The organism is Pseudomonas sp. 34 E 7 (assembly GCF_900005715.1).
Taxonomy (GTDB): Bacteria; Pseudomonadota; Gammaproteobacteria; order Pseudomonadales; family Pseudomonadaceae; genus Aquipseudomonas; species Aquipseudomonas orientalis_A.
In genome coordinates this window covers 18,606-41,879 of sequence record NZ_CVTX01000146.1, presented here as the reverse complement: position 1 = coordinate 41,879, position 23,274 = coordinate 18,606, and the positions used below count along the sequence as shown (strand labels likewise).

The following is a 23,274-nucleotide window of genomic DNA, read 5'->3' as shown; positions in this document are numbered from 1 at the left end:
GTGAATGCTAGGCTTTTGAGAGTTTTTGGGCCAATGCTGTTAAGCACTGGCCTATGCACAAACGGCATAATGTCGATGTGACCCGGTTACCATGCCGGGCGTGTGTGCCAAAATGGTGCATTCCCCGTGGGAGGCAGTGATGAACCTTGAGAGCAAATGGCTGGAAGACTTCAGCGCCCTGGCGGCGACGCGCAGCTTTTCCCAGGCGGCGGAGCGGCGCTTTGTCACCCAGCCGGCGTTCAGTCGACGTATTCGCAGCCTGGAAGCGGCGCTGGGGCTGACCCTGGTCAATCGCTCACGCACGCCGGTGGAGCTGACGGCGGCGGGGCAATTGTTCCTGGTCACCGCGCGCACGGTGGTCGAGCAACTCGGTGAAGTGCTGCGCCATTTGCATCATCTGGAAGGCGGGCAGGGGGAGGTCATGCAGGTGGCGGCGGCTCACTCCCTGGCATTGGGTTTTTTCCCGCGCTGGATCGCCCAACTGCGCAACGAAGGTTTGAACATCGCCACGCGGCTGGTCGCCACCAACGTCGGCGATGCCGTGCACGCCCTGCGCGAAGGCGGCTGCGACCTGATGCTGGCGTTTTACGACCCGGATGCCGCGATGCAGATGGACGCCGAGATCTTTCCCTCGCTGCACCTGGGCAACACCGAAATGCTCCCGGTGTGCGCCGCCGATGCCGATGGCAAGCCGCTGTTCGATCTGGAAGGCGAGGGCAGCGTGCCGTTGCTGGCCTACAGTGCCGGCGCCTTTCTCGGACGCTCGGTGAACCTGCTGCTGCGCCAGCGTGCGCTGCGTTTTACCACCATTTATGAAACCGCCATGGCCGACAGCCTCAAGAGCATGGCGCTGGAAGGTCTGGGTATCGCCTGGGTACCGCAGTTGAGCGTGCGGGCGGAACTGGCCCGTGGCGAGTTGGTGGTGTGTGGCGGGGCGCAATGGCATGTGCCGCTGGAGATTCGGCTGTATCGCTGCGCGCTGGTGCGCAAGGCGAATGTGCGGTTGTTGTGGCGCAAGCTGGAAGGTGGCGCGGCGCAAAATACCTGAGCCCAGTCTCGGGCCCAGTATCAGGCCCAATGCAGGGCAAATGTGGGAGGGGGCTTGCCCCCGATTGCGGTGTGTCAGGCACTGAATATGTCACCGACAGACCGCTATCGGGAGCAAGCCCCCTCCCACAGGGTTTTGCGGTGTATTGGACTGACTCTTGAGTCAATAAAACCGCCGGTTTGGGCGGCAAGACAGATGGTCATCCCAGGGGCTGTTTATCTGAATTATTACGGTATACTGCGCGGCCTTCGGCCGGTCCAACCGGCCTTAATTCGTACACCAAGCCACGCCGGATTTCCCGCGTGGCTTGTTGTTTTTTGACGCGCCTGCGGGCGCCCAGAGAGAAGAGGCACGACGATGAGTGCATTGGTTGGCGTGATCATGGGCTCCAAGTCCGATTGGTCCACCCTTAGCCACACCGCCGATATGCTGGAAAAACTCGGCATTCCGTACGAAGTGAAGGTGGTCTCCGCCCACCGCACCCCGGACTTGCTGTTCCAGTATGCCGATGAAGCAGAATCCCGTGGCATCGAGGTGATTATTGCCGGTGCCGGCGGTGCGGCGCATTTGCCGGGCATGTGTGCAGCCAAGACTCACCTGCCCGTGCTCGGTGTACCGGTGCAGTCGTCAATGCTCTCGGGCGTGGATTCGCTGTTGTCCATCGTGCAGATGCCGGCCGGCATTCCGGTGGCAACCCTGGCGATCGGCAAGGCCGGCGCGATCAACGCCGCGTTGCTGTCCGCCAGTATCCTGGGCGCCAAGCACCCGCAGTTCCATGCGGTGCTGAAAAAATTCCGTGCTGAGCAGACAGACAGCGTGCTGGACAATCCAGACCCACGCATCGCCTGAGGGTGTTGATTGATGAAAATCGGTGTAATCGGTGGCGGCCAACTGGGTCGCATGCTGGCTCTGGCGGGAACCCCGCTGGGGATGAACTTCGCTTTCCTGGACCCGGCGCCGGACGCTTGCGCGGCAGCCCTGGGTGAACACCTGCGCGCGGACTACAGCGACCCGGATCACCTGCGTCAACTGGCCGACGAAGTTGACCTGGTGACCTTCGAGTTCGAAAGCGTCCCGGCCGAAACCGTGGCGTTCCTGTCGCAGTTCGTCCCGGTGTACCCGAGCGCCGAAGCCCTGCGCATCGCGCGCGACCGCTGGTTCGAGAAGAGCATGTTCAAGGACCTGGGCATCCCGACCCCGGCCTTCGCCGACATCCAGTCCCAGGCGGACCTGGACGCCGCCGTCGCCAGCATCGGCCTGCCGGCCGTGTTGAAAACCCGCACCCTGGGGTATGACGGCAAGGGCCAGAAAGTCCTGCGCACGGCGGCCGATGTGGTCGGCACCTTTGCCGAACTGGGCGGCGTCGCCTGCCTGCTGGAAGGCTTCGTGCCGTTCACCGGTGAAGTCTCGCTGATCGCCGTGCGTGCCCGTGACGGCGAAACCCGCTTCTATCCGTTGGTGCACAACACCCACGACAGCGGCATTCTCAAGCTGTCCGTCGCCAGCACCGACCACCCGCTGCAGGCCCTGGCCGAGGATTATTCCAGCCGCGTGCTCAAGCAGCTGGATTACGTTGGCGTGATGGCGTTCGAGTTCTTCGAAGTCGATGGCGGTCTCAAGGCCAACGAAATCGCCCCACGCGTGCACAACTCCGGGCACTGGACCACCGAAGGCGCCGAGTGCAGCCAGTTCGAGAACCACCTGCGCGCGGTGGCGGGCATGCCCTTGGGCTCCACGGCCAAGGTTGGCGAGAGCGCCATGCTCAACTTCATCGGCGTGGTGCCGCCGGTTGAGCGAGTCATGGCGATCGACGATTGCCATGTGCATCACTACGGCAAGGCCTTCAAGGCAGGGCGCAAGGTGGGTCACGCCAACCTGCGCTGCAAGGACCGCGCGACCCTGCAGGCGCAGATCCTCAAGGTCGAAGCGCTGATCGCCGAACAATAAGCTGCATCGTCGCGGGAACCATTAAGGCTCGGCGTCCCTCTGATTGCAGGATGCCAAAGTCTGACTAGGCTTTGGCATGACTCACACCAATCAGAGGGAAATGCCATGGGTATCATTGGAACCATCTTTATCGGCTTGATCGTCGGCCTGCTGGCGCGTTTCCTCAAGCCTGGCGACGACAGCATGGGCTGGATCATGACCATTCTGCTGGGTATCGCCGGCTCCCTGGCTGCAACCTACGGTGGCCAGGCGCTGGGGATCTACCAGGCCGGTCAAGGCGCAGGCTTTATCGGTGCGCTGATCGGTGCGATCGTGCTGCTGGTCATCTACGGCCTGATCAAAAGAAAGTAATCAGCCGACAAAGTCCTCTGCGCTGCGCAGGCGCAGAGGGCTAGAATGCTCGGCACTTGTACTTGCCGAGCCTCTCCATGCGCCGTTTCCTGTTGACTCTCCTCTTGCTGGGCTCAGGCCTGGCCCACGCCGGCGAACTGCCGGAAACCGACTGGCTCGAGCTGATGCCGCTGTCGGATCAGAAAGCCCTCGAAGCCATGCCCGAGATCGATCACAACTCGCCCGAAGCCCAAGGCACCTTTACCGACAAGGGTGGCCTGAAGCAGAGCAAAGGCTTGCCGGCGGTGATGTATTCCACCAAGACCGTGGCGGCCATGAACGGCAAGCACATCCGTATCGGCGGCTACCCGGTGCCGTTGGAAACCGATGCCAAGGGCCGCAGCACCCTGTTCTTTCTCGTGCCGTACCCCGGCGCGTGTATCCATGTGCCGCCACCGCCGCCCAACCAACTGGTGCTGGTGCGCTATCCCAAGGGGCTGAAGCTGGATGATATCTACACGCCGCTGTGGGTGACCGGAACCTTGAAGGTGGAGAAGGTGAATAACGACCTGGCGGACGCGGCGTATGCGCTGGATGCAGGGAAGGTGCGGGTGGTGAAGGAGTCCGATCTCTAACAGCCAACACATAACAATGTGGGAGGGGGCTTGCCCCCTCCCACATTTTTGATTGGGTTTACAAAGGAATGCTGGCGATGCTCACGCCCAGGGTGTGGCTTTCGCCGGGTGCCAACGCCACCACATCGTCCAGCACATTCGCCGTCTCGATGCACAACATCCCCTGCCAGCCATCGTCGGCCATGTCATCGAAGGCCTTGGCGCGTTCGGTCCATGGGTTCCAGATCACGGTCGATTTCGACCCTTCGCTGGTGAGCTGGATGCGACGCTGCCAGTCCTTGTCGAGGATGCTCAGGCGGGCCGGTGTATCGAGGTAGATACGGTCAGTCTCGGCACTGAAGTGCAGCAGGCCGGACTGGGTTTTCTCGGTCCAGCCATCGGCGGTATCGATATAGGTCGCCCCCTCCACGCCTTCGACCTGCACGTTGCGCACATCGCTGACGGCGAAGTAGGTGTGCAATGCCTGGCTGAAGGTCACGGTGTCAGTGCCACGGTTATGGCTGGTGAGGTGGATATGCAACTGGTCGTCCAGCACCAGGCTCAACGTCAGGTCGACCTGATGAGGCCAGCCAGGAAAGCCGCCTGCCGGTACGGGCAGCGCAAGGTCCACCCGCAACGCCTGGCCTTCAAGCCTGGTTGCGGCTAATTCCCACAACGCCGTCCGCACAAAACCGTGGGCGCCGGCCGGCTGATCGCTTTGACGCATCGCCTTGACGCTCTGCGGGTTGCGCTCGAATACACCAAACCACGGCCAGCACACCGGGACGCCGGTACGAATGCCTTTGCCCTGCTTGAACACCGCCTCGGGGTTCGGCCAGATCAGCGGCTGCTCGCCATCGCGCTGATAACTGAAGAGATGCGCTCCCTGTTGGGCCACCATCAATTCGGCGCCGTTGTGGCGGATGCGCCAGCAGTCCAGCTCGTCGATTTTCACGGTTTCAACGTGGGGCGTCGGCATAACAAAGCTCTCTCAATGGCAGGCAATGGGCAATGGGGCAATTGACCGTGAAACCCCGATGAGGTTTAACGCGCGCGCGACGGAACCGAGCGCGTGCGGCCGCTGCCGTCGATGGCGACGAACACGAACACCGCCTCTGTCACCTTGCGCCATTCGCTGGACAGCGGGTCGTCGCTCCACACTTCGACCATCATCTGGATCGAGCTGCGGCCGATTTCCAGGGCCTGGGTATAGAAGGACAACTGCGCGCCCACCGCGACCGGGACCAGGAATGCCATGCGATCAATGGCCACGGTGGCTACACGTCCGCCGGCCACCTTGCTGGCCATTGCCGTGCCGGCCAGGTCCATCTGCGCGACCAGCCAGCCACCGAAGATATCGCCAAAACCGTTGGTTTCACGTGGAAGTGCAGTGATTTGCAGGGCGAGATCGCCTTGCGGGATAGGATCTTCTTGTTCGAGTTCGATCATGCCGAGGGCCTCTGACCCGTGACGCTTCATGGGTATTTCAAGTGGATAGCCGTCTTCTGGAAAAACGTTTCAGCACCAACATACACCGCTCGATGCGTTTCTCGTAAGGCGAACTAAAGGGAAACTCTGCCAAATCGGCTGGATGGCGCCCAACAACGTTTTGGCACAGCAGCCCGTCAAGACTGGGGTTCCTGCGCTTGCACGGGCGAGTATATCGGGACGCTGGCGCGACGACGACCACCTGAGGCTCATTTGGTCGGTAAATAGACGCTGTATCGGGGCTTTTGCGCGCAACTGTTTTCATAGCGCTGTGCTTTTTCAGGCGATTTGCTATCTTGCCAGACCCGCCGCAAGTCACGGGCGTGCAGTCCTTTACGCTGATTACTATAAGAGAAGCCTTGCCATGTCCTCCGTGCCCGCAAGCAGTGCGCAACCGTCGCGCCCGCTGACCCGCAACGACTACAAAACCCTGTCGCTGTCTGCCTTGGGCGGGGCGCTGGAATTCTACGACTTCATCATTTTCGTATTTTTCGCCACCGTGGTCGGGAAACTGTTCTTCCCCGTCGACATGCCCGAATGGCTGCGCATGATGCAGACCTTCGGCATCTTCGCCGCCGGCTACCTGGCTCGCCCGCTGGGCGGCATCATCATGGCGCACTTCGGCGACCTGCTGGGCCGCAAGAAAATGTTCACCCTGAGCATCTTCATGATGGCCGTGCCGACCTTGATCATGGGGCTGCTGCCGACCTACGCGCAGATCGGCCTGTGGGCACCGCTCCTGCTGCTGTTGATGCGCGTGATCCAGGGCGCGGCGATTGGCGGCGAGGTACCGGGCGCATGGGTATTCGTCTCCGAACACGTCCCGCCACGTCACATCGGCTACGCCTGCGGCACACTCACCAGCGGCCTCACCGCCGGTATTTTGCTGGGCTCGCTGGTAGCCACCGCGATTAATACGGCCTATACCCCGGAGCAGGTCTCCGATTACGCCTGGCGGATCCCCTTCCTGCTCGGCGGTGTCTTCGGCCTGCTGTCGGTGTACCTGCGCCGCTGGCTGCATGAAACGCCGATCTTCGCCGAGATGCAGCAACGCAAGACCCTGGCCGCCGAACTGCCGTTGCGCGCGGTACTGCGTGACCACCGTGGCGCCATCGTGCTGTCGATGCTGCTGACCTGGCTGCTGTCGGCCGGCGTCGTGGTGGTCATCCTGATGACCCCGACCGTGCTGCAGACCGTCTACCACTTCAGCCCCACGGTTGCGTTGCAGGCCAACAGCCTGGCCATCGTGACCCTGAGCCTGGGTTGCATTGCCTCGGGTGCCCTGGCCGACCGCTTTGGTGCCGGGCGTGTGCTGGTCACCGGTTGCGCGTTGTTGCTGGCCACTTCCTGGACGCTGTACCACAGCCTCATGGCCCACCCGGACTGGCTTTTCCCGCTGTACGCCTTGACCGGCCTGTTTGTCGGCACCATCGGTGTGGTGCCCTACGTGATGGTCAAAGCCTTCCCACCGGTGGTGCGTTTCAGCGGCCTGTCGTTCTCCTACAACGTGGCCTACGCCGTGTTTGGCGGGCTGACGCCATTGGCGGTGTCACTGCTGATGAAGGAAAGCCCGATGGGCCCGTCCTACTATGTCGCCGCCCTGTGTGTGATGGGGATGGTGGTGGGCGGGTATCTGTGGAAGCGTTCCCGCTGAGCTTGATCGTTCCCACGCTCCCGCGTGGGAATGCCGCCTGGGACGCTCTGCGTCCCCCCGCTGCCGCAATACGCGAGCGTCGTGCAAATCCTCCCCCCAATAGTGGCCTTTCATCTAACTGTCACATTGCAGACATAGAGTGTTCACACGGCCTCTCGATACTTGGCCCCGATCCAACTATCCCTATCTGCTAGGAGCAAGGCATGAAACTGAAACGTTTGATGGCGGCAATGACATTTGTCGCTGCTGGCGTCGCGACCGCCAACGCGGTGGCTGCTGGCGTTGACCCGGCGATCCCGGCTTACGTCAAGACCACTGGTGTGTCGGGCAACCTGTCCAGCGTCGGTTCCGATACCCTGGCAAACCTGATGACCCTGTGGGCCGAGGGTTATAAAAAGGAATACCCGAACGTCAACATCCAGATTCAAGCGGCCGGCTCTGCCACCGCGCCACCTGCGCTGACTGAAGGCACCTCCAACCTGGGCCCGATGAGCCGCAAGATGAAGGACACCGAACTGGCGGCCTTCGAGCAGAAGTACGGCTACAAGCCAACCGCTATCCCGGTAGCCGTGGATGCCCTGGCGGTATTCGTGCACAAGGACAACCCGATCCAGCACCTGACCATGGAACAGGTCGACGCGATCTTCTCCTCGACGCGCTTGTGCGGCGCTAAAGCCGACGTGAAAACCTGGGGCGACCTGGGCGTGACTGGCGACCTGGCCAACAAGCCGGTTCAACTGTTCGGCCGTAACTCGGTATCCGGCACCTACGGCTACTTCAAGGAAGAAGCCCTGTGCAAAGGCGACTACAAGCCTAACGTGAACGAACAGCCTGGCTCGGCCTCGGTCGTGCAGTCGATCAGCTCCTCGCTGAACGGCATCGGTTACTCGGGCATCGGCTACAAGACCGCCAGCGTGAAGACCGTGGCCCTGGCCAAGAAAGGCAGCACTGAGTTCATCGAGGACAGCGAAGAAAACGCCCTGAACGGCAAATACCCGCTGTCGCGTTTCCTCTACGTTTACGTCAACAAAGCCCCGAACAAGCCTCTGGCACCGCTGGAAGCCGAGTTCGTGAAACTGGTGCTGTCCAAACAGGGCCAGGAAGTTGTCGTGAAAGACGGTTACATCCCGCTGCCAGCCAAAGTTGCCGCCAAGGCCCTGGCTGACCTGGGTCTGAAAGAAGGCAACTAAGTAGCTGGGCTGGGTAAAACCAGCCTTTCTGTAGGAGCGAGCTTGCTCGCGAAGATCGTCAACGATAACGCGCCGTTTCTGAATCAACGCGGCGCCCTGTCGCCTTTCGCGAGCAAGCTCGCTCCTACAGAAACTCCTAATTTCAAGTCCGCTGCCAGCTATGCTTCGCGGCGGATTTCCTGCGTCACTGCATTGTCATCTTTCTGTCATACAGGATCGCTAGGGTGTGCGCATGAATGATCTGGCCAATTCCACCATGACGACAACTTCTCCCCCCAAGCGCATTGATTTCAATACGCCTGAGCTGCAACGCAAGCGCCGCATTCGCGCGCTCAAAGACCGTTTGACTCGTTGGTATGTGCTGGTCGGCGGCCTCGCCGTTCTCGGCGCAATCACCCTGATTTTCTTCTTCCTCGCCTACGTGGTCGCGCCCTTGTTCCAGGGGGCTTCGCTGACCAAGGAAGAAGCGCTCACACCGGCCTGGATCCAGGACGCCGGCAAGCCGCTGATGATTTCTCTGGAAGAACAGAACCAGGTCGCCATGCGGGTTTCCGACAAGGGCCAGGCGCTGTTCTTCGATGTCACTACCGGTGCCGAACTCAAGCGTGTCGACCTGGCGCTGCCGGCAGGCGCGAGCGTAGCGTCTATTGGTGAAGACCAGCCGGGCAGCCCGCTGGTGATCCTCGGTTTGTCCAATGGCCAGTCCCTGGTGTTCCGTCACACCTATAAGGTGTCATACCCGGACGGCAAGAAAACCATCACGCCTGCGATTGAGTACCCCTACGGTGAAACGCCTATCGTGCTCGACGATACCGGCCGCCCGTTGGAGCACGTCGCCCTCAATGCCACGGACTCGTCGCTGGTGGTTGCAGGCTCGGCCGGTTCGCACTTGAACGTGCTGACCCTGAGTCGCGAAGAAAACATGATGACCGGCGAAGTCACCAGCGAGCAGAAACGTGTCGAACTGCCGCAAATGACCGAGCCGGTGAAGGCGATCTTCATCGACCCGCGCCAGCAATGGTTGTATGTGATCAACGGTCGCGCCCTGGCCGATGTGTTCAGCCTGCGCGACAAGAGTCTCAACGGTCGCTACAAGCTGCTGGAAGACGGCACTGCCGAAGTCACCGCCAGCACCCAACTGGTGGGCGGCATCTCGCTGATCATCGGTAACTCCAAGGGCGGCCTGGCCCAGTGGTTCATGGCCCGCGATCCGGATGGCGAGCAACGCCTCAAGCAGATCCGTACCTTCCAGATGGGCACTGCGCCCATCGTGGAAATCACCGCCGAAGAGCGTCGCAAAGGCTTCACCGCCCTCGACGCTTCCGGCCAGTTCGGCGTGTTCCATAGCACCGCGCACCGTACCTTGCTGGTCGATCCAGTGGTCGACGGCCAAGGCGTGTTCGGCCTGTCGCCACGGGCCAACCGCGTCATCGTCGAAGCCGGTGGCAAGCTGCAACCGTTGCTGCTCGACAACCCGCACCCGGAAGTGTCGTGGAGCGCGCTGTGGAGCAAGGTCTGGTACGAGAACTACGACGAGCCCAAGTACGTCTGGCAATCGACTGCCGCCAACACCGACTTCGAACCCAAGATGAGCCTGGCGCCGCTGACTTTCGGTACGCTGAAAGCCGCGTTCTACGCGATGCTGCTCGCCGCACCGCTGGCTGTAGCCGCCGCGATCTACACCGCTTACTTCATGGCCCCGAGCCTGCGCCGCAAGGTCAAGCCGGTGATCGAATTGATGGAAGCGATGCCCACGGTGATCCTCGGTTTCTTCGCCGGCCTGTTCCTGGCGCCTTATGTGGAAGGGCATCTGCCGGGGATTTTCAGCCTGCTGATGCTGTTGCCGATTGGCATCCTGGTGGCCGGCTTTGTGTTCAGCCGTTTGCCTGAGTCGATCCGCCTGCGGGTGCCGGATGGCTGGGAAAGCGCGATCCTGATCCCGGTGATCCTGTTCGTGGGCTGGCTGTCGCTGTACATGAGCCCGTACCTGGAGACCTGGTTCTTCGGCGGCGACATGCGCATGTGGATTTCCCATGACCTGGGCATCACCTACGACCAGCGCAACGCCCTGGTGGTCGGCCTGGCCATGGGTTTTGCGGTCATCCCGAACATCTACTCCATCGCCGAAGACGCCGTGTTCAGTGTGCCGCGCGGCCTGACCCTGGGCTCCCTGGCCCTCGGTGCCACGCCCTGGCAGACCATGACCCGCGTAGTGATCCTGACTGCCAGCCCGGGCATCTTCTCCGCGCTGATGATCGGCATGGGCCGCGCCGTGGGCGAGACCATGATCGTGCTGATGGCCACCGGTAACACGCCGGTGATGGAGATGAACCTGTTCGAAGGCCTGCGCACCCTGGCGGCCAACGTCGCGGTGGAAATGCCCGAGTCGGAAGTGGGCGGCAGTCACTACCGCGTGCTGTTCCTCTCGGCGCTGGTGCTGCTGCTGTTCACGTTCATCATGAATACCCTCGCCGAGCTGATCCGTCAGCGTCTGCGCAAGAAATACTCGTCGCTTTAAGAAAGGTAGAAGTCTGTGAAACAGAACTCCCTGAATGGATGGTTCAAGAGCGGCGCCCCCGGCGTCTGGATCAGCGGTGGCGCAGTGTCCATCGCGGTCATCATGACCATTGGTTTGCTGGCGGTGATTGCAGTGCGCGGTCTGGGCCATTTCTGGCCGGCCGACCTGATCCAGGCCAACTACAGCGTACCGGGCCAGGCCAACCATATCGTCATCGGCGAAGTGGTGCAGAAGGAAGAAGTGCCGCGCGAGCGCCTGAAAAGCGCCGGCCTGCCGGTGCCCGACGAGGGCCCGGAGTTCATGACCCGCGAGCTGATCAAGGTCGGCAACCGCGACTTGAACGGCAATGACTTCACCTGGATCGTCGGCGAATGGTTGAAGGACCAGACCAGGCCGGTGCAGTTGATGACCATCGAGCGGCGTGAATGGGGCAACTTCTACGGCACCCTGGTCAACGTCAAGCAGGATGGCAAGATCATCGCCGAAGGCGAGGCCGCGTGGCCGGAGTTGCAAGCCCGTGTGGAGCGCGTCAACAAGCTCGCCGCCCAGCTCAAGAGCCTGGAAAAAACCGATATCGGCGCGATCAACGCCGGGCTGGAGCGCGTTCGCCTGCACGGTCGCAAGCTGGAGCTGGAAGGCAAGCTTGACGCCGCCGCCCAGGCCGATATGGACGCCGACCGCGCCGAGCTGAATGCCCGCTACCAGGACATCGAAGCGCGCCTGGCCGACCTGCACGCCCAGTTCAACCGCGACGCGCTGACGGCCCGGGACGGCAACGGCAAGGAAATCGAAATCGGTATCGGCAAGGTGGTGCACGCCTACCAGCCGAACGCCATGGGCACCCTGACCAAGATCGGCTTCTACTTCAGCAAGGTCTGGGAGTTCTTGAGCGACGACCCACGGGAAGCCAACACCGAAGGCGGGATCTTCCCGGCGATCTTCGGCACCGTGATGATGACCCTGATCATGGCGATGATCGTCACGCCGTTCGGCGTGCTGGCGGCGGTTTACTTGCGTGAGTACGCCAAGCAGAACACCCTGACGCGGATCATCCGCATCGCGGTCAACAACCTGGCGGGCGTGCCGGCCATCGTCTACGGCGTGTTTGGCCTGGGCTTTTTCGTGTACGTACTGGGGGGCTCGGTGGACCGGCTGTTCTTCGCCGAAGCCCTGCCGGCGCCGACCTTCGGCACGCCGGGCCTGCTCTGGGCCTCGCTGACCCTGGCATTGCTGGCGGTGCCGGTGGTGATCGTGGCCACCGAAGAAGGCCTGGCGCGGATTCCTCGTACCGTGCGGGAAGGGTCCCTGGCGCTCGGCGCGACCAAGGCGGAAACGCTGTGGAAGATCGTGCTGCCGATGGCCAGCCCGGCGATGATGACCGGCATGATCCTCGCCGTGGCCCGTGCCGCCGGTGAAGTGGCGCCGTTGATGCTGGTCGGCGTGGTGAAGCTGGCCCCGTCGCTGCCGCTGGACGGCAACTACCCGTACCTTCACCTAGACCAGAAGATCATGCACCTGGGCTTCCATATCTATGACGTCGGCTTCCAGAGCCCCAACGTCGAAGCGGCGCGACCGCTGGTCTACGCCACCGCCCTGCTGCTGGTGATGGTAATCGCCACGCTCAACCTGTCGGCGGTGTGGATTCGTAACCACCTGCGCGAGAAATACAAAGCGCTGGACAGCTGATAACCCAGTAGGAGCGAGCTTGCTCGCGAGAAACGCAAGGGCACCGCGTTCATTCAGGCGCCCCGCGTTATCGTTAACGAGCTTCGCGAGCAAGCTCGCTCCTACAGAAGAATGATGTAACCGCAGGCCTTTCGCCGCGGCTCACTGAAATGAATTGGTAGCACAGGGAGCATCCCATGCAACACGAAACCCATTCCCACGGCATCAACATGTCGGCCCTGGGACGCGACAAGCAAAGCCTGAGCCTGGCCCAGGAAACCGTGGCCATCGAAGTGCCGGGCCTGAGTCTCTACTACGGCGACAAGCAGGCGCTGTTCGACGTCAGCATGAACATCCCCAAGCAGCGCGTGACCGCCTTCATCGGCCCGTCCGGCTGCGGCAAGTCCACGTTGCTGCGCACGTTCAACCGCATGAACGACCTGGTGGACGGTTGCCGCGTGGAAGGTGCCATCAACCTCTACGGCACCAACATCTATCGCAAGGGCGAAGACGTGGCCGAGTTGCGTCGCCGCGTGGGCATGGTGTTCCAGAAGCCCAACCCGTTCCCCAAGACCATCTATGAAAACGTGGTCTATGGCCTGCGCATCCAGGGCATCAACAAAAAACGCATCCTCGACGAAGCGGTCGAGTGGGCGCTCAAGGGCGCAGCGCTGTGGGACGAGGTCAAGGATCGCCTGCACGAGTCGGCCCTTGGTTTGTCCGGTGGTCAGCAACAGCGTCTGGTCATCGCCCGTACCATCGCCGTGGAACCTGAAGTGCTGCTGCTCGACGAACCGTGCTCGGCCCTCGACCCGATCTCCACGCTCAAGGTCGAAGAGCTGATCTACGAACTCAAGTCCAAGTTCACCATCGTCATCGTGACCCACAACATGCAGCAGGCCGCGCGGGTGTCCGATTACACCGCGTTCATGTACATGGGCAAGCTGGTGGAGTTCGGCGATACCGATACCCTGTTCACCAATCCGGCGAAAAAGCAGACCGAAGACTACATCACCGGTCGCTACGGCTAGGAAGCCGTGGTTCTGATTGCACTGACGCTGCGGTTCTCCGCACCTTACCGGACGCTCCAAGGACGCCAACATGATTAGCAAAGAAGGCCTTACCCACCACATCTCCGCGCAGTTCAACGCCGAGCTCGAGGAAGTGCGCAGCCACCTCCTGGCGATGGGCGGCCTGGTGGAGAAGCAAGTCAACGATGCGGTCACCGCGCTGATCGAGGCCGATTCGGGCCTGGCCCAGCAGGTGCGTGAGATCGATGACCAGATCAATCAGATGGAACGCAACATCGATGAGGAATGCCTGCGCATCCTGGCCCGCCGCCAGCCCGCGGCTTCCGACCTGCGTTTGATCATCAGCATCTCCAAGTCGGTGATCGACCTCGAGCGTATCGGCGACGAAGCCACCAAAATCGCCCGCCGCGCCATCCAGCTGTGCGAAGAAGGCGAAGCGCCGCGTGGGTACGTGGAAGTGCGCCACATCGGCGACCAGGTGCGCAACATGGTGCGCGATGCCCTCGACGCGTTTGCGCGGTTCGATGCGGACCTGGCGCTGTCGGTGGCCCAGTACGACAAAGTCATCGATCGCGAATACAAGACCGCCTTGCGTGAGCTGGCCACCTACATGATGGAAGACCCGCGCTCTATCTCGCGCGTCTTGAGCATCATCTGGGTGCTGCGCTCGCTGGAGCGCATCGGCGACCACGCGCGCAATATCTCGGAATTGGTGATTTACCTGGTACGCGGCACCGACGTTCGGCACATGGGCCTCAAGCGCATGAAAGCCGAAGTTGAAGGCAGCGCTGATCTTATCCCTAATGTTCCGGGCGAATCTGACGATAAGTAAGGTTGCCCGAGAAATTAACGCCCGGCCATTGGTCGGGCGTTTTCGTTTGTGGCGAGCGGAATTGATTGCGGACGGGGCGTAATAAGTCCTAACGTGACTGCAGAGTTTTGGCAAAATGCCATCATGGGCGTGCTGCCAGCCAAGGTTTTATAGGATGAAGGGTCGATGAGTAAAGTCAGTGTGTTGGTGGTGGATGACGCCTCGTTTATTCGCGACCTGGTGAAGAAGTGCCTGCGCAACTACTTCCCGGGGATCAAGATCGAAGATGCGGTGAACGGCAAGAAGGCGCAATCCATTCTGATGCGCGAGACCTTCGACCTGGTGCTGTGCGACTGGGAAATGCCGGAGATGTCCGGGCTTGAGCTGTTGACCTGGTGCCGCGAGCAAGCCCACCTGAAGGCCATGCCGTTCGTGATGGTGACCAGCCGGGGTGACAAGGAAAACGTGGTGCAGGCCATCCAGGCCGGCGTGTCCGGTTACGTCAGCAAGCCATTCACCAACGAACAGTTGCTGAACAAGGTCAAGCAGGCCCTGCACAAGATCGGCCGCCTCGACGCGTTGATCGCCAGCGCGCCGACCAAGATGAGCTCGGCGTTCGGCAACGACTCCCTGAGCGCACTGACCGGTGGCAAGCCCGAAGCGGTCAAGTCGGCGCCGGTGGCGGCTGCCCCGAATAAAGGCCTGCTCAACAGCGCGCCTGTTGCCGCTGTCCCGGCCGCATCGCCCGCCAGCGGCCGTGGCCAGGGCCAGTTGCGCCTGTCCAGCGGCACCCAGCAATGCGTGATCAAGGCGCTGAGCATCAAGGAGGCGTTGTTGGTGGTGCGTCGCGGTGAGGTCCTGCCCCAGGTACTGGAAAGCGCCGTACTCGACCTCGAACAGGGCGAGAACGCTGAAGTGGCACGCCTCAATGGCTACCTGCACGCCATCGTTGCCTACGAGCCCAGGCCCGACAGCGACTGGCTGCAACTGACCTTCCGGTTTATCGACCAGGATGCGCAGAAGCTGGACTACATCTCCCGCCTGATCGCCCGTGGCACCGCGCAGAAGCACTTCGTGCCGGGTGCGTGATCTACAGAGCACCGCCTGACCAATGTGGGAGGGGGCTTGCCCCCTCCCACAATGGTAGTCAATCCAGCATCAGCACCTTGGCCAGCACGATCTTCGGCCCTTTCATCTTCTTGATGATGATCCGCAAGCCTTCAACCTCCAGCACTTCTTCCTCTTCCGGCACCCGTTTCAAGGTGTCGTAGATCAGGCCGGCCAGGGTTTCGGCCTCGATGTGGTCCAGGTCGATGCCGAGCAGGCGTTCGACCTTGAACAGCGGCGTGTCGCCACGCACCAGCAGCTTGCCCGGCTGGTAGGCGAGGATGCCGCGTTCAGCCTTGCGGTGTTCATCCTGGATATCGCCGACCAGCACTTCCAGCACGTCTTCCATGGTCAGGTAGCCAATGATCTTGCCATCGGCTTCTTCCACCAGGGCGAAGTGCGCGCCGCCTTTGCGGAACTGCTCCAGCAACTGCGACAACGGCATGTGCCGCGACACGCGCTCCAGCGGGCGGGTCAGTTCGGCCAGGTTGAACGACTCGGGGATATGGTCCAGGGCCGCCAGTTCCAGCAGCAGGTCCTTGATATGCAACAGGCCCACGAACTCGTTGCGCACGGCGTCATACACCGGGTAACGGCTGAATTTGTGGCGACGGAACAGCGCCAGGATTTCCTTGAGTGGGGCGTTGAAATCCAGGGTGACCAGGTCTTCCCGGGAGTTGGCCCAGTCCACCACTTCCAGTTCGCCCATTTCCACGGCGGAGGCGAGTACGCGCATGCCTTGGTCGCTCGGGTCCTGGCCACGGCTGGAGTGCAGGATCAGCTTGAGCTCTTCGCGGCTGTAATGGTGTTCGTGATGCGGGCCGGGCTCGCCCTGGCCGGCGATGCGCAGGATCGCGTTGGCGCTGGCGTTGAGCAGGTAGATCGCCGGGTACATCGCCCAGTAGAACAGGTACAGCGGCACGGCGGTCCACAGCGACAGCAATTCGGGTTTGCGGATGGCCCAGGATTTGGGGGCCAGCTCGCCGACCACAATGTGCAGGTAGGAAATCACGAAGAAGGCGGCAAAGAACGACACGCCCTTGATCACCTCCGGCGACTCGACGCCTACCGCGCCCAGCAACGGCTCGAGGATGTGCGCAAACGCCGGCTCACCGACCCAGCCCAGGCCCAGGGAGGCGAGGGTGATACCCAGCTGGCAGGCCGACAGATAGGCGTCGAGCTGGCTGTGCACGGTGCGCAGGATCTGCCCGCGCCAGCCGTTGGTGTGAGCGATGGCCTCGACCCGGGTCGAGCGCAGTTTGACCATGGCAAATTCCGCCGCAACGAAGAAGCCGTTGAGCAGTACCAGGACCAGTGCAAAAAGAATCATGCCGAAATCGGCGAAAAGTGTCGCGAGGGTAATACCAGGGGAAGGGTCCATGATGGGGTTTTGCAGGTTCCGTATGTTCAATAGGGGGAAAGCAGGCCTGAAAGGCAGGCGCAAGTCGGCCAATGTAGCGGCTGACGGGGCGCTTGCCTAGTGGCTGCTGCCGGGCGGGGCCTGGAATACGCCCTCCAAGACACTGCAGGTCCAAATGTGGGAGGGGGCTTGCCCCCGATAGCCGGGTGTCAGTCAACACATCTGCTACTGATACACCGCTATCGGGAGCGAGCCCCCTCCCACATTCAAATTAGTGCCATGGCTGAGTTATTCGTCATTCCCGACGAGCTGCGAGCGCGTCACCTGCGCCGGCGGAAAGTGGCAGGTAAAGGTACTGCCATGCCCCAGCACGCTGCTGATCTCCAGGCGTGCCCGATGGCGCAGCAGCACATGCTTGACGATCGCCAGGCCCAGCCCGGTGCCGCCGGTATTGGAGTTGCGGCTGGAATCGACGCGGTAGAAGCGTTCGGTCAGGCGTGGCAGATGCTTGGCGTCGATACCGATGCCGGAGTCCTGCACGCTCAGGTGTGCCCCCTGTTCGTCGGCCCACCAGCGGATGCGGATGTTGCCCTTGTCCTGGGTGTACTTCACCGCGTTGAACACCAAATTGGAAAACGCACTGCGCAACTCGCCCTCGCTGCCCTTGAGCAGCACCGTCGGGTCGGCGTCCAGCGTGATCTGCTGGCCGCGCTCGCCGGAGAGCGCCTGGGCGTCGTTCTTGATGGTTTTCAACAGGCTTTGCACCGCCACAGGGTGGTTATCGGAGGGGTAATCGGTGGCCTCAAGCTTGGCCAGCAGCAGCAAGTCATTGAGCAGGGTTTGCATGCGCGAGCCTTGTTGCTGCATCTGCTGCAGGGCGCGGCTCCAACGCGGGTTGATCTCGTCGACATTGTCCAGCAGCGTCTCCAGGTAGCCGCAGATCACCGTCAACGGCGTGCGCAGCTCGTGGGAGACGTTGGCGACGAAGTCCTTGCGCATCTGTTCCAGCTGATGGATGCGGGTCACGTCGCGCACCAGCATCAAGTGCTCATTGTTGCCGTAGCGCGTCAGGTACAGCTGGATGCGCACGCGATCGTTGGTGGGCGAGGGGATTTCCAGGGCCTCTTCGTAGTTGTCCTGCTCGAAGTATTCCTTGAAGCGCGGGTGGCGCACCAGGTTAGTCACCGGCTGGCCGCTGTCCTGGGGCGTCTTGAGGCCCAGCAGGGTCTCGGCGGCGCGGTTCCACCATTCCAGGTTGCCGTCGCTGTCGAGCATGATCACCGCGTCCTTGAGCGCGGCGGTGGACTCCTGTACCCGGTCGATCACCGCCTGCAGGCGCCCGCGCACCCGTTGGTCGCGGCGCTGCAAGTGGTAAATGCTGTCGAACACTTCGCCCCACAGGCCGTAGCCGTCGGGCGGTGCTTCGTCGGGTTTGTGCTGGCGCAGCCATTCATGCAGGCGCAGCAGTTGCTTGAGGGTCCAGCCCAGGTACAGCGCGATGCCGATGGCCAGGCTCCAGCCGTAATAACCACTGATCAACCCGACCAGCAGGCAACCGGTGACGAGCAGGAGCATGTGGCGAATCAGGGTGCCATGCCAGTTTTGGTTCACTTGAACATGCGTCCTTGTCAGCTGTTAAGTCAGGCTCTTGAGTCTACAACCAGCTGGCTCAGCCCTTGGTAGAAAACCGGTAGCCCGTGCCGCGCACGGTTTGTACCAGATTCTCATAGGCATCGCCCAAGGCTTTGCGCAGACGGCGGATATGCACGTCCACGGTGCGCTCCTCCACATACACATTGCCGCCCCACACCTGGTCCAGCAGTTGGCCGCGGGTGTAGGCGCGTTCCTGGTGGGTCATGAAAAACTGCAACAGACGGTATTCGGTCGGGCCCATCTCAGCCGGCTTGCCGTCGATGGTCACGCGGTGGCTGATCGGGTCCAGGATCAGGCCGTCGACTTCGATAGGGGCTTCGCCGTCGGTCGGGCCGGCTCGGCGCAGCACGGCCTTGAGGCGCGCTACCAGCTCTCGCGGGGAGAAAGGCTTGGTGATGTAGTCATCGGCGCCGACTTCCAGGCCCTGGATCTTGTTGTCCTCTTCGCCCTTGGCGGTGAGCATGATGATCGGGATATCCCCGGTCAGCTCGTCACGCTTGAGGCGCCGGGCCAGCTCGATACCGGAAGTGCCGGGCAGCATCCAGTCGAGCAGGATCAGATCCGGCTTGCGGTCGACGATAATGGCATGGGCCTGCTGGGAGTTCTCCGCCTCCAGGCAGTCGTAGCCGGCCATTTCCAACGCAACGGCGATCATCTCGCGAATGGGCGCTTCGTCGTCAACAATCAGAATGCTCCTGCCAACCATGCTCAAAAATCCTCTTTGTCATTTAACTGTCTTGCGCCGCATTAGATAACGGAATTATTGCAGTCGTGTGACAGTAATTTAGTCCCTTGGGCAATTCACGGCACTCTGGACTACCCTTTGGGTCCGAATCCTGACAACCACAAAAGGAAGGTTCCGATGACTTACAGCACGATTTCCTGGAAAGCCCTGCTGGTAACGGCCGCGTTGACGCTGCCGGGCCTGGCGTTTGCCGCAGAACCTGCGATGACGAAAGACGGGATGCTGGTGGATCACAAAGGCCTGACGCTCTACACCTTCGACAAGGACGCCGACGGCAAGTCCGCGTGCAAGGACCAGTGCGCGACCAACTGGCCGCCGCTGAAGGCGGAGTCTACGGATACCAAGGCTGGCGACTGGACAGTGATTACTCGCGACGATCAGACCAGTCAATGGGCCTACAAAGGCAAGCCGGTCTACACCTACAAGGATGACAAGAAAGCCGGTGACAAGACCGGGGATGGCAAGGGTGGGGCTTGGCATATCATCAAGCCTTGACTGCGCGGCGCTGCTGAAATCATCGGGGGCAAGCCCCCTCCCACAGTTGATGGGTGAACACCTTAAAATGTGGGAGGGGGCTTGCCCCCGATGGCGTCGCTACAGCCACCGCAACCCTCTCAGCGAACCGCGTAATCCACCACAATCCCCACAAAAATCGCCAACCCGGCCCAGTGGTTGTGCAAAAACGCCTTGAAGCACTTCATGCGGTCCCGGTCCCGGGTGTACCAGAACTCCCAGGCAAAACAGCCTGCCGCCGCCAGCAGCCCCAAGTGAAACCAGCCGCCCAGCTCGAACCGAGCCCCGGCGAGCAACAGGCACACCAGCGCCAGGCCCTGCAGGGTGAGAATGATCACACGGTCAGCATCACCGAACAGGATCGCGGTGGATTTCACGCCGATCCTCAAGTCGTCGTCGCGGTCGGTCATCGCGTAATAGGTGTCGTAACCCACTGTCCACAACAGGTTGGCGATGTACAGCAGCCACGCCTCGGCCGGCAGATGCCCGGTTTCGGCCGTGAACGCCATCGGCATGCCCCAGGAGAACGCCGCGCCCAGCACCACCTGCGGGTAATAGGTGTAACGCTTCATGAACGGATAGCTTGCCGCCAGCGCCAGCCCGCCAAGGGACAGCAGGATAGTGCTGGCGTTGGTCAGCAGCACCAGCAGGAAACTGATACCCATCAGCAGCGCAAAAAACACCAGCGCCTCTTTCGAACTGATCTTGCCGCTGACCAGCGGACGTTGCTCGGTGCGCTTCACATGCCCGTCGACCTTGCGGTCGGCCCAGTCGTTGATCACGCAGCCACCGGCACGGGTCAGTACCACTCCCAGCACGAAAATCACGATATTGAGCAGCGACGGCGAGCCCTTGCCGGCGATCCACAGCGCCCATAGCGTCGGCCACAGCAGCAGGTAGATACCGATGGGCTTGTCCATGCGCGTCAGTTGAATGAAATCCCAGGCCCTGGGGTTCAGGCGATTCAAGGATTTGAGCACACGTTGGTACATCAGCGGTTCTCCGGATGGTCATGCAGCACCTGCCACACACTCGGCAGGAAGACTTCCGCCACCAGCACGCTCAGCGCCCCGCGATCGAAGCGCGAGCGGCGCGCCCACAGCCCGTCGGCCTGATCCGCAGCGGGTAGCCAATGTGCCGGGTAATGGCACACCTCGATCGGCTGACGGGTAAAGGCGCGGTCGCAGAACAACAACTCGCCCAGCGACCGACTGCCCAGCTCATCCATATGCAAGCCGTCGCCCTGCAAGGCGCCGCGTGACGCGACACTGCGGGCAAACACCCAGGGTTGGCCATGCCCGCGCAAATACACCTCGCGTACCCAGCCGACAGTGGCAGGCGGCAGGGCCAGCGCCGCGCATTCATCGTCGCGCAACGGTTGCCAGCCCTCGAGCAGCGGCGTCACGCTGAAATTGCCGGCGGACAGCCCAGTCAGCCGCCGCGTCAGCGAGCCTTCATCGAACAGCCAATCGAGGGTCAAGGGCGCAGGCATCGGGCTCAGAAGGCTCTGGGGCAGCCATCGGCAAGCATCGGAAGGGGCGATTGAGTGCGGCACGGCAAGTCAATATTGGCAGCAAAAGAGGCGGCGAGCTTACCATGGCGTCCTGAACTTTTGCCGGGCTGAACCCGCCGTTTAAGCCAATCCTACTTGCATCTGCCGGCTGCGATCAGTACAAACGCCCTGAGCCGAGCGGCAGCGCTGGTCTATCGACCGTCGGCCAAGATGCCTGGACCCTGAGGAAGTACGTAATGAAAAAGTGGCAATGTATCGTCTGTGGCCTGATCTATGACGAAAAAGATGGCTGGCCGGATGACGGAATCGCTCCGGGCACCCTGTGGCAGGACGTCCCGGAAGACTGGCTGTGCCCGGACTGCGGCGTAGGCAAAATGGATTTCGAAATGATCGAAATCGGCTAATTTGAAGTTTACGAAACTTACTACAAGGAGAAAGGAATGAACTCACCTGTCGTGATCATCGGCACAGGATTGGCCGGTTACAACGTGGCCCGGGAGTTTCGCAAGCTCGACAGCGACACCCCATTGCTGCTGATCACCGCGGATGACGGGCGCTCCTACTCCAAGCCCATGCTCTCCACCGGTTTTGGCAAGAACAAGGAAGCCGATGGCCTGAGCATGGCCGAACCTGGCGCCATGGCCGAGCAACTCAAGGCCCAGGTACGCACCCACACCCGTATCAGCGGCATTGACCCGGGCCACAAGCGCTTGTGGATCGGCGAGGAGTCGGTGACCTACCGCGACCTGATCCTCGCCTGGGGCGCCGAGACCGTGCGTGTTCCGGTCGAGGGTGACGCTGCCGAGCTGATTTTCCCGATCAACGATCTTGAAGACTATGCGCGCTTTCGCGCCGCCGCTGCCGGCAAACGCCGCGTGCTGTTGCTCGGCGCCGGCCTGATCGGCTGCGAATTTGCCAACGACCTGATCCTTGGCGGCTATGAAGTCGACCTGGTCGCGCCGTGCGAGCAAGTCATGCCGACCCTGCTGCATCCGGCGGCTGCGGCTGCGGTGCAGGCCCGGCTGGAAGGCATTGGCGCGCGCTTCCACCTGGGGCCGGTACTCAATCGTCTGCAACGCAACGCCGATGGACTCGAAGCCCATCTGTCGGACGGCGAAGTGATCCAGTGCGACCTGGTGGTCTCCGCCATCGGCCTGCGCCCGCGCACAGACCTGGCGGCGGCGGCCGGCCTGCAGATCAACCGTGGCATCTTGGTGGACCGCCACCTCAAAACCTCCCACGCCAATATCTACGCCCTGGGCGACTGTGCCGAGGTCGATGGCTTGAACCTACTGTACGTCATGCCCCTGATGACCTGCGCCCGCGCCCTGGCCCAGACCCTGGCCGGCAACGCGACCGCCGTGAGCTACGGGCCGATGCCGATCACCGTGAAGACCCCGGTCTGCCCGCTGGTGGTTTCACCGCCTCCACGTGGTAGCGAAGGCGTATGGAGCGTCGAAGGCGAGGGCGCCGACATCAAGGCCCTGTGCCGCGACGCCAGCGGTCGCCTGCTGGGCTACGCGCTGACCGGCACCGCCGTCATGGAAAAACTGGCATTGAATAAGGAACTTCCGCCGCTGCTGGCGTAAATGTCGGTCGTTCTGTCGGAATCAGCCTCTTCTTACCCATAGAAAGGTCGCGGCGAGGCTGGCGGAGCGTGCGAGGGCATGCCATCCTCACTCCCGTCTGCCGCAGAGTAGAGCCTGCGGCGCCTTGGCGCTGCTCCACCAGAGAGCAGCACGGACATAACAACAAAAAACCGTCAAAGAGGCTTCACATATGCGTAAACCAGAACTCGCCGCCGCCATCGCTGAAAAGGCCGATCTCACCAAGGAACAGGCCAACCGCGTCCTCAACGCCGTTCTCGAAGAAATCACCGGCGCCCTGCACCGCAAGGACAGCGTCACCCTGGTCGGCTTCGGCACTTTCCTGCAACGCCACCGCGGCGCCCGCACCGGCAAGAACCCGCAGACCGGTGAGCCGGTGAAGATCAAGGCCAGTAATACTGTTGCGTTCAAGCCGGGTAAATCGCTTAAAGACAGCGTCAATCCGTGATGGCGGTACCGTCTCGAAAGGAGGCGGGGCGG

23 protein-coding genes are annotated in these 23,274 nt (G+C 61.8%); 16 read left to right on the top strand and 7 right to left on the bottom strand.

All coding sequences use genetic code 11. The features are described from left to right. The first annotated feature begins 139 nt into the window (after positions 1–139). The 5 genes from BFP96_RS15700 to BFP96_RS15680 all read left to right on the top strand — a co-directional run bounded on the left by BFP96_RS15700 (position 140) and on the right by BFP96_RS15680 (position 3,960). Positions 140–1,048: a LysR substrate-binding domain-containing protein gene (locus tag BFP96_RS15700; RefSeq protein WP_065883805.1), complete on the top strand. Its 909-nt coding sequence runs from the start codon at positions 140–142 to the stop codon at positions 1,046–1,048. A gap of 357 nt (positions 1,049–1,405) precedes the next feature. After that, positions 1,406–1,897, top strand: a complete 492-nt coding sequence (gene purE, locus BFP96_RS15695; RefSeq protein WP_003195648.1) for a 5-(carboxyamino)imidazole ribonucleotide mutase — start codon at positions 1,406–1,408, stop codon at positions 1,895–1,897. Between the two features lie 12 nt (positions 1,898–1,909). Further along, complete coding sequence (locus BFP96_RS15690; RefSeq protein ID WP_065936547.1) at positions 1,910–2,995, top strand: 5-(carboxyamino)imidazole ribonucleotide synthase; 1,086 nt, start codon at positions 1,910–1,912, stop codon at positions 2,993–2,995. A 105-nt stretch (positions 2,996–3,100) separates the two neighbouring features. After that, a complete protein-coding gene (locus tag BFP96_RS15685; protein ID WP_065883801.1) occupies positions 3,101–3,346 on the top strand; it encodes a GlsB/YeaQ/YmgE family stress response membrane protein in 246 nt (81 codons plus the stop codon). 77 nt (positions 3,347–3,423) lie between these two features. Then, the gene (locus tag BFP96_RS15680) at positions 3,424–3,960 is read left to right on the top strand and encodes a DUF3299 domain-containing protein (RefSeq protein ID WP_065893023.1); all 537 of its coding nucleotides are present in this window, start codon (positions 3,424–3,426) and stop codon (positions 3,958–3,960) included. Between the two features lie 58 nt (positions 3,961–4,018). On the opposite strand, the gene BFP96_RS15675 is transcribed toward BFP96_RS15680, so the two are convergent. Together BFP96_RS15675 and BFP96_RS15670 are read right to left on the bottom strand one after the other, a co-directional pair. Further along, positions 4,019–4,918, bottom strand: coding sequence for a D-hexose-6-phosphate mutarotase (locus tag BFP96_RS15675; protein WP_065893024.1), 900 nt, complete (start codon positions 4,916–4,918; stop codon positions 4,019–4,021). A gap of 65 nt (positions 4,919–4,983) precedes the next feature. Then, a complete protein-coding gene (locus BFP96_RS15670; protein WP_003176975.1) occupies positions 4,984–5,388 on the bottom strand; it encodes an acyl-CoA thioesterase in 405 nt (134 codons plus the stop codon). Between the two features lie 403 nt (positions 5,389–5,791). Between BFP96_RS15670 and BFP96_RS15665 the strand changes: the two genes are divergently transcribed. The 7 genes from BFP96_RS15665 to BFP96_RS15635 all read left to right on the top strand — a co-directional run bounded on the left by BFP96_RS15665 (position 5,792) and on the right by BFP96_RS15635 (position 15,385). Continuing rightward, positions 5,792–7,081 carry an MFS transporter gene (locus tag BFP96_RS15665; protein WP_065893025.1) on the top strand — a complete coding sequence of 430 codons (1,290 nt, stop codon included), beginning with the start codon at positions 5,792–5,794 and terminating at the stop codon, positions 7,079–7,081. Positions 7,082–7,284: 203 nt separating this feature from the next. After that, complete coding sequence (locus BFP96_RS15660) at positions 7,285–8,271, top strand: phosphate ABC transporter substrate-binding protein PstS (RefSeq protein ID WP_065883793.1); 987 nt, start codon at positions 7,285–7,287, stop codon at positions 8,269–8,271. Between the two features lie 484 nt (positions 8,272–8,755). Then, the gene (locus BFP96_RS15655; RefSeq protein ID WP_170876014.1) at positions 8,756–10,789 is read left to right on the top strand and encodes an ABC transporter permease subunit; all 2,034 of its coding nucleotides are present in this window, start codon (positions 8,756–8,758) and stop codon (positions 10,787–10,789) included. Positions 10,790–10,804: 15 nt separating this feature from the next. After that, positions 10,805–12,475, top strand: coding sequence for a phosphate ABC transporter permease PstA (pstA, locus tag BFP96_RS15650; RefSeq protein ID WP_065893027.1), 1,671 nt, complete (start codon positions 10,805–10,807; stop codon positions 12,473–12,475). A gap of 176 nt (positions 12,476–12,651) precedes the next feature. Next, positions 12,652–13,485 (top strand): phosphate ABC transporter ATP-binding protein PstB, encoded by an 834-nt coding sequence (gene pstB, locus BFP96_RS15645; RefSeq protein ID WP_065883786.1) that lies wholly within the window; start codon positions 12,652–12,654, stop codon positions 13,483–13,485. Positions 13,486–13,555: 70 nt separating this feature from the next. Beyond that, on the top strand, positions 13,556–14,317 hold the full coding sequence (phoU, locus tag BFP96_RS15640; protein WP_057726096.1) for a phosphate signaling complex protein PhoU: 762 nt from the start codon (positions 13,556–13,558) through the stop codon (positions 14,315–14,317). Positions 14,318–14,482: 165 nt separating this feature from the next. Continuing rightward, positions 14,483–15,385 carry a response regulator gene (locus tag BFP96_RS15635; protein ID WP_065893028.1) on the top strand — a complete coding sequence of 301 codons (903 nt, stop codon included), beginning with the start codon at positions 14,483–14,485 and terminating at the stop codon, positions 15,383–15,385. 58 nt (positions 15,386–15,443) lie between these two features. Here the strand turns inward: BFP96_RS15635 and BFP96_RS15630 are convergent, their stop codons facing one another. The 3 genes from BFP96_RS15630 to phoB all read right to left on the bottom strand — a co-directional run bounded on the left by BFP96_RS15630 (position 15,444) and on the right by phoB (position 19,122). Then, the gene (locus BFP96_RS15630; RefSeq protein WP_065893029.1) at positions 15,444–16,784 is read right to left on the bottom strand and encodes a hemolysin family protein; all 1,341 of its coding nucleotides are present in this window, start codon (positions 16,782–16,784) and stop codon (positions 15,444–15,446) included. Between the two features lie 267 nt (positions 16,785–17,051). After that, positions 17,052–18,338, bottom strand: coding sequence for a phosphate regulon sensor histidine kinase PhoR (gene phoR, locus BFP96_RS15625; protein ID WP_237140443.1), 1,287 nt, complete (start codon positions 18,336–18,338; stop codon positions 17,052–17,054). A gap of 94 nt (positions 18,339–18,432) precedes the next feature. Continuing rightward, positions 18,433–19,122 carry a phosphate regulon transcriptional regulator PhoB gene (gene phoB / locus BFP96_RS15620; RefSeq protein WP_003195617.1) on the bottom strand — a complete coding sequence of 230 codons (690 nt, stop codon included), beginning with the start codon at positions 19,120–19,122 and terminating at the stop codon, positions 18,433–18,435. A gap of 156 nt (positions 19,123–19,278) precedes the next feature. Between phoB and BFP96_RS15615 the strand changes: the two genes are divergently transcribed. Further along, complete coding sequence (locus BFP96_RS15615; RefSeq protein WP_065883778.1) at positions 19,279–19,656, top strand: COG4315 family predicted lipoprotein; 378 nt, start codon at positions 19,279–19,281, stop codon at positions 19,654–19,656. Between the two features lie 119 nt (positions 19,657–19,775). Here BFP96_RS15615 and ubiA read toward each other — a convergent pair whose 3' ends face one another. After that, positions 19,776–20,666: a 4-hydroxybenzoate octaprenyltransferase gene (gene ubiA / locus BFP96_RS15610; RefSeq protein WP_065883776.1), complete on the bottom strand. Its 891-nt coding sequence runs from the start codon at positions 20,664–20,666 to the stop codon at positions 19,776–19,778. After that, on the bottom strand, positions 20,666–21,229 hold the full coding sequence (locus BFP96_RS15605; RefSeq protein ID WP_065892302.1) for a chorismate--pyruvate lyase family protein: 564 nt from the start codon (positions 21,227–21,229) through the stop codon (positions 20,666–20,668). Before BFP96_RS15605 ends, ubiA begins: the two co-directional genes overlap by 1 nt. A gap of 194 nt (positions 21,230–21,423) precedes the next feature. On the opposite strand from BFP96_RS15605, the gene BFP96_RS15600 reads away from it, so the two are divergent. The 3 genes from BFP96_RS15600 to BFP96_RS15590 all read left to right on the top strand — a co-directional run bounded on the left by BFP96_RS15600 (position 21,424) and on the right by BFP96_RS15590 (position 23,242). Further along, positions 21,424–21,591, top strand: coding sequence for a rubredoxin (locus BFP96_RS15600; protein ID WP_017476746.1), 168 nt, complete (start codon positions 21,424–21,426; stop codon positions 21,589–21,591). Positions 21,592–21,627: 36 nt separating this feature from the next. Beyond that, complete coding sequence (locus tag BFP96_RS15595; protein ID WP_065892303.1) at positions 21,628–22,776, top strand: NAD(P)/FAD-dependent oxidoreductase; 1,149 nt, start codon at positions 21,628–21,630, stop codon at positions 22,774–22,776. A gap of 190 nt (positions 22,777–22,966) precedes the next feature. Further along, positions 22,967–23,242 carry an HU family DNA-binding protein gene (locus BFP96_RS15590; RefSeq protein WP_003213368.1) on the top strand — a complete coding sequence of 92 codons (276 nt, stop codon included), beginning with the start codon at positions 22,967–22,969 and terminating at the stop codon, positions 23,240–23,242. Positions 23,243–23,274: the final 32 nt, after the last annotated feature.

What these genes read in the sequence shown, in the direction of transcription:
- BFP96_RS15700 (WP_065883805.1), top strand. Translation starts at nt 140, where the DNA reads ATGAACCTTGAGAGCAAATGGCTGGAAGACTTCAGCGCCCTGGCGGCG.
- purE (WP_003195648.1), top strand. Translation starts at nt 1,406, where the DNA reads ATGAGTGCATTGGTTGGCGTGATCATGGGCTCCAAGTCCGATTGGTCC.
- BFP96_RS15690 (WP_065936547.1), top strand. Translation starts at nt 1,910, where the DNA reads ATGAAAATCGGTGTAATCGGTGGCGGCCAACTGGGTCGCATGCTGGCT.
- BFP96_RS15685 (WP_065883801.1), top strand. Translation starts at nt 3,101, where the DNA reads ATGGGTATCATTGGAACCATCTTTATCGGCTTGATCGTCGGCCTGCTG.
- BFP96_RS15680 (WP_065893023.1), top strand. Translation starts at nt 3,424, where the DNA reads ATGCGCCGTTTCCTGTTGACTCTCCTCTTGCTGGGCTCAGGCCTGGCC.
- BFP96_RS15675 (WP_065893024.1), bottom strand. Translation starts at nt 4,918, where the DNA reads ATGCCGACGCCCCACGTTGAAACCGTGAAAATCGACGAGCTGGACTGC.
- BFP96_RS15670 (WP_003176975.1), bottom strand. Translation starts at nt 5,388, where the DNA reads ATGATCGAACTCGAACAAGAAGATCCTATCCCGCAAGGCGATCTCGCC.
- BFP96_RS15665 (WP_065893025.1), top strand. Translation starts at nt 5,792, where the DNA reads ATGTCCTCCGTGCCCGCAAGCAGTGCGCAACCGTCGCGCCCGCTGACC.
- BFP96_RS15660 (WP_065883793.1), top strand. Translation starts at nt 7,285, where the DNA reads ATGAAACTGAAACGTTTGATGGCGGCAATGACATTTGTCGCTGCTGGC.
- pstB (WP_065883786.1), top strand. Translation starts at nt 12,652, where the DNA reads ATGCAACACGAAACCCATTCCCACGGCATCAACATGTCGGCCCTGGGA.
- phoU (WP_057726096.1), top strand. Translation starts at nt 13,556, where the DNA reads ATGATTAGCAAAGAAGGCCTTACCCACCACATCTCCGCGCAGTTCAAC.
- BFP96_RS15635 (WP_065893028.1), top strand. Translation starts at nt 14,483, where the DNA reads ATGAGTAAAGTCAGTGTGTTGGTGGTGGATGACGCCTCGTTTATTCGC.
- BFP96_RS15630 (WP_065893029.1), bottom strand. Translation starts at nt 16,784, where the DNA reads ATGGACCCTTCCCCTGGTATTACCCTCGCGACACTTTTCGCCGATTTC.
- phoR (WP_237140443.1), bottom strand. Translation starts at nt 18,338, where the DNA reads ATGCTCCTGCTCGTCACCGGTTGCCTGCTGGTCGGGTTGATCAGTGGT.
- phoB (WP_003195617.1), bottom strand. Translation starts at nt 19,122, where the DNA reads ATGGTTGGCAGGAGCATTCTGATTGTTGACGACGAAGCGCCCATTCGC.
- BFP96_RS15615 (WP_065883778.1), top strand. Translation starts at nt 19,279, where the DNA reads ATGACTTACAGCACGATTTCCTGGAAAGCCCTGCTGGTAACGGCCGCG.
- ubiA (WP_065883776.1), bottom strand. Translation starts at nt 20,666, where the DNA reads ATGTACCAACGTGTGCTCAAATCCTTGAATCGCCTGAACCCCAGGGCC.
- BFP96_RS15600 (WP_017476746.1), top strand. Translation starts at nt 21,424, where the DNA reads ATGAAAAAGTGGCAATGTATCGTCTGTGGCCTGATCTATGACGAAAAA.
- BFP96_RS15595 (WP_065892303.1), top strand. Translation starts at nt 21,628, where the DNA reads ATGAACTCACCTGTCGTGATCATCGGCACAGGATTGGCCGGTTACAAC.
- BFP96_RS15590 (WP_003213368.1), top strand. Translation starts at nt 22,967, where the DNA reads ATGCGTAAACCAGAACTCGCCGCCGCCATCGCTGAAAAGGCCGATCTC.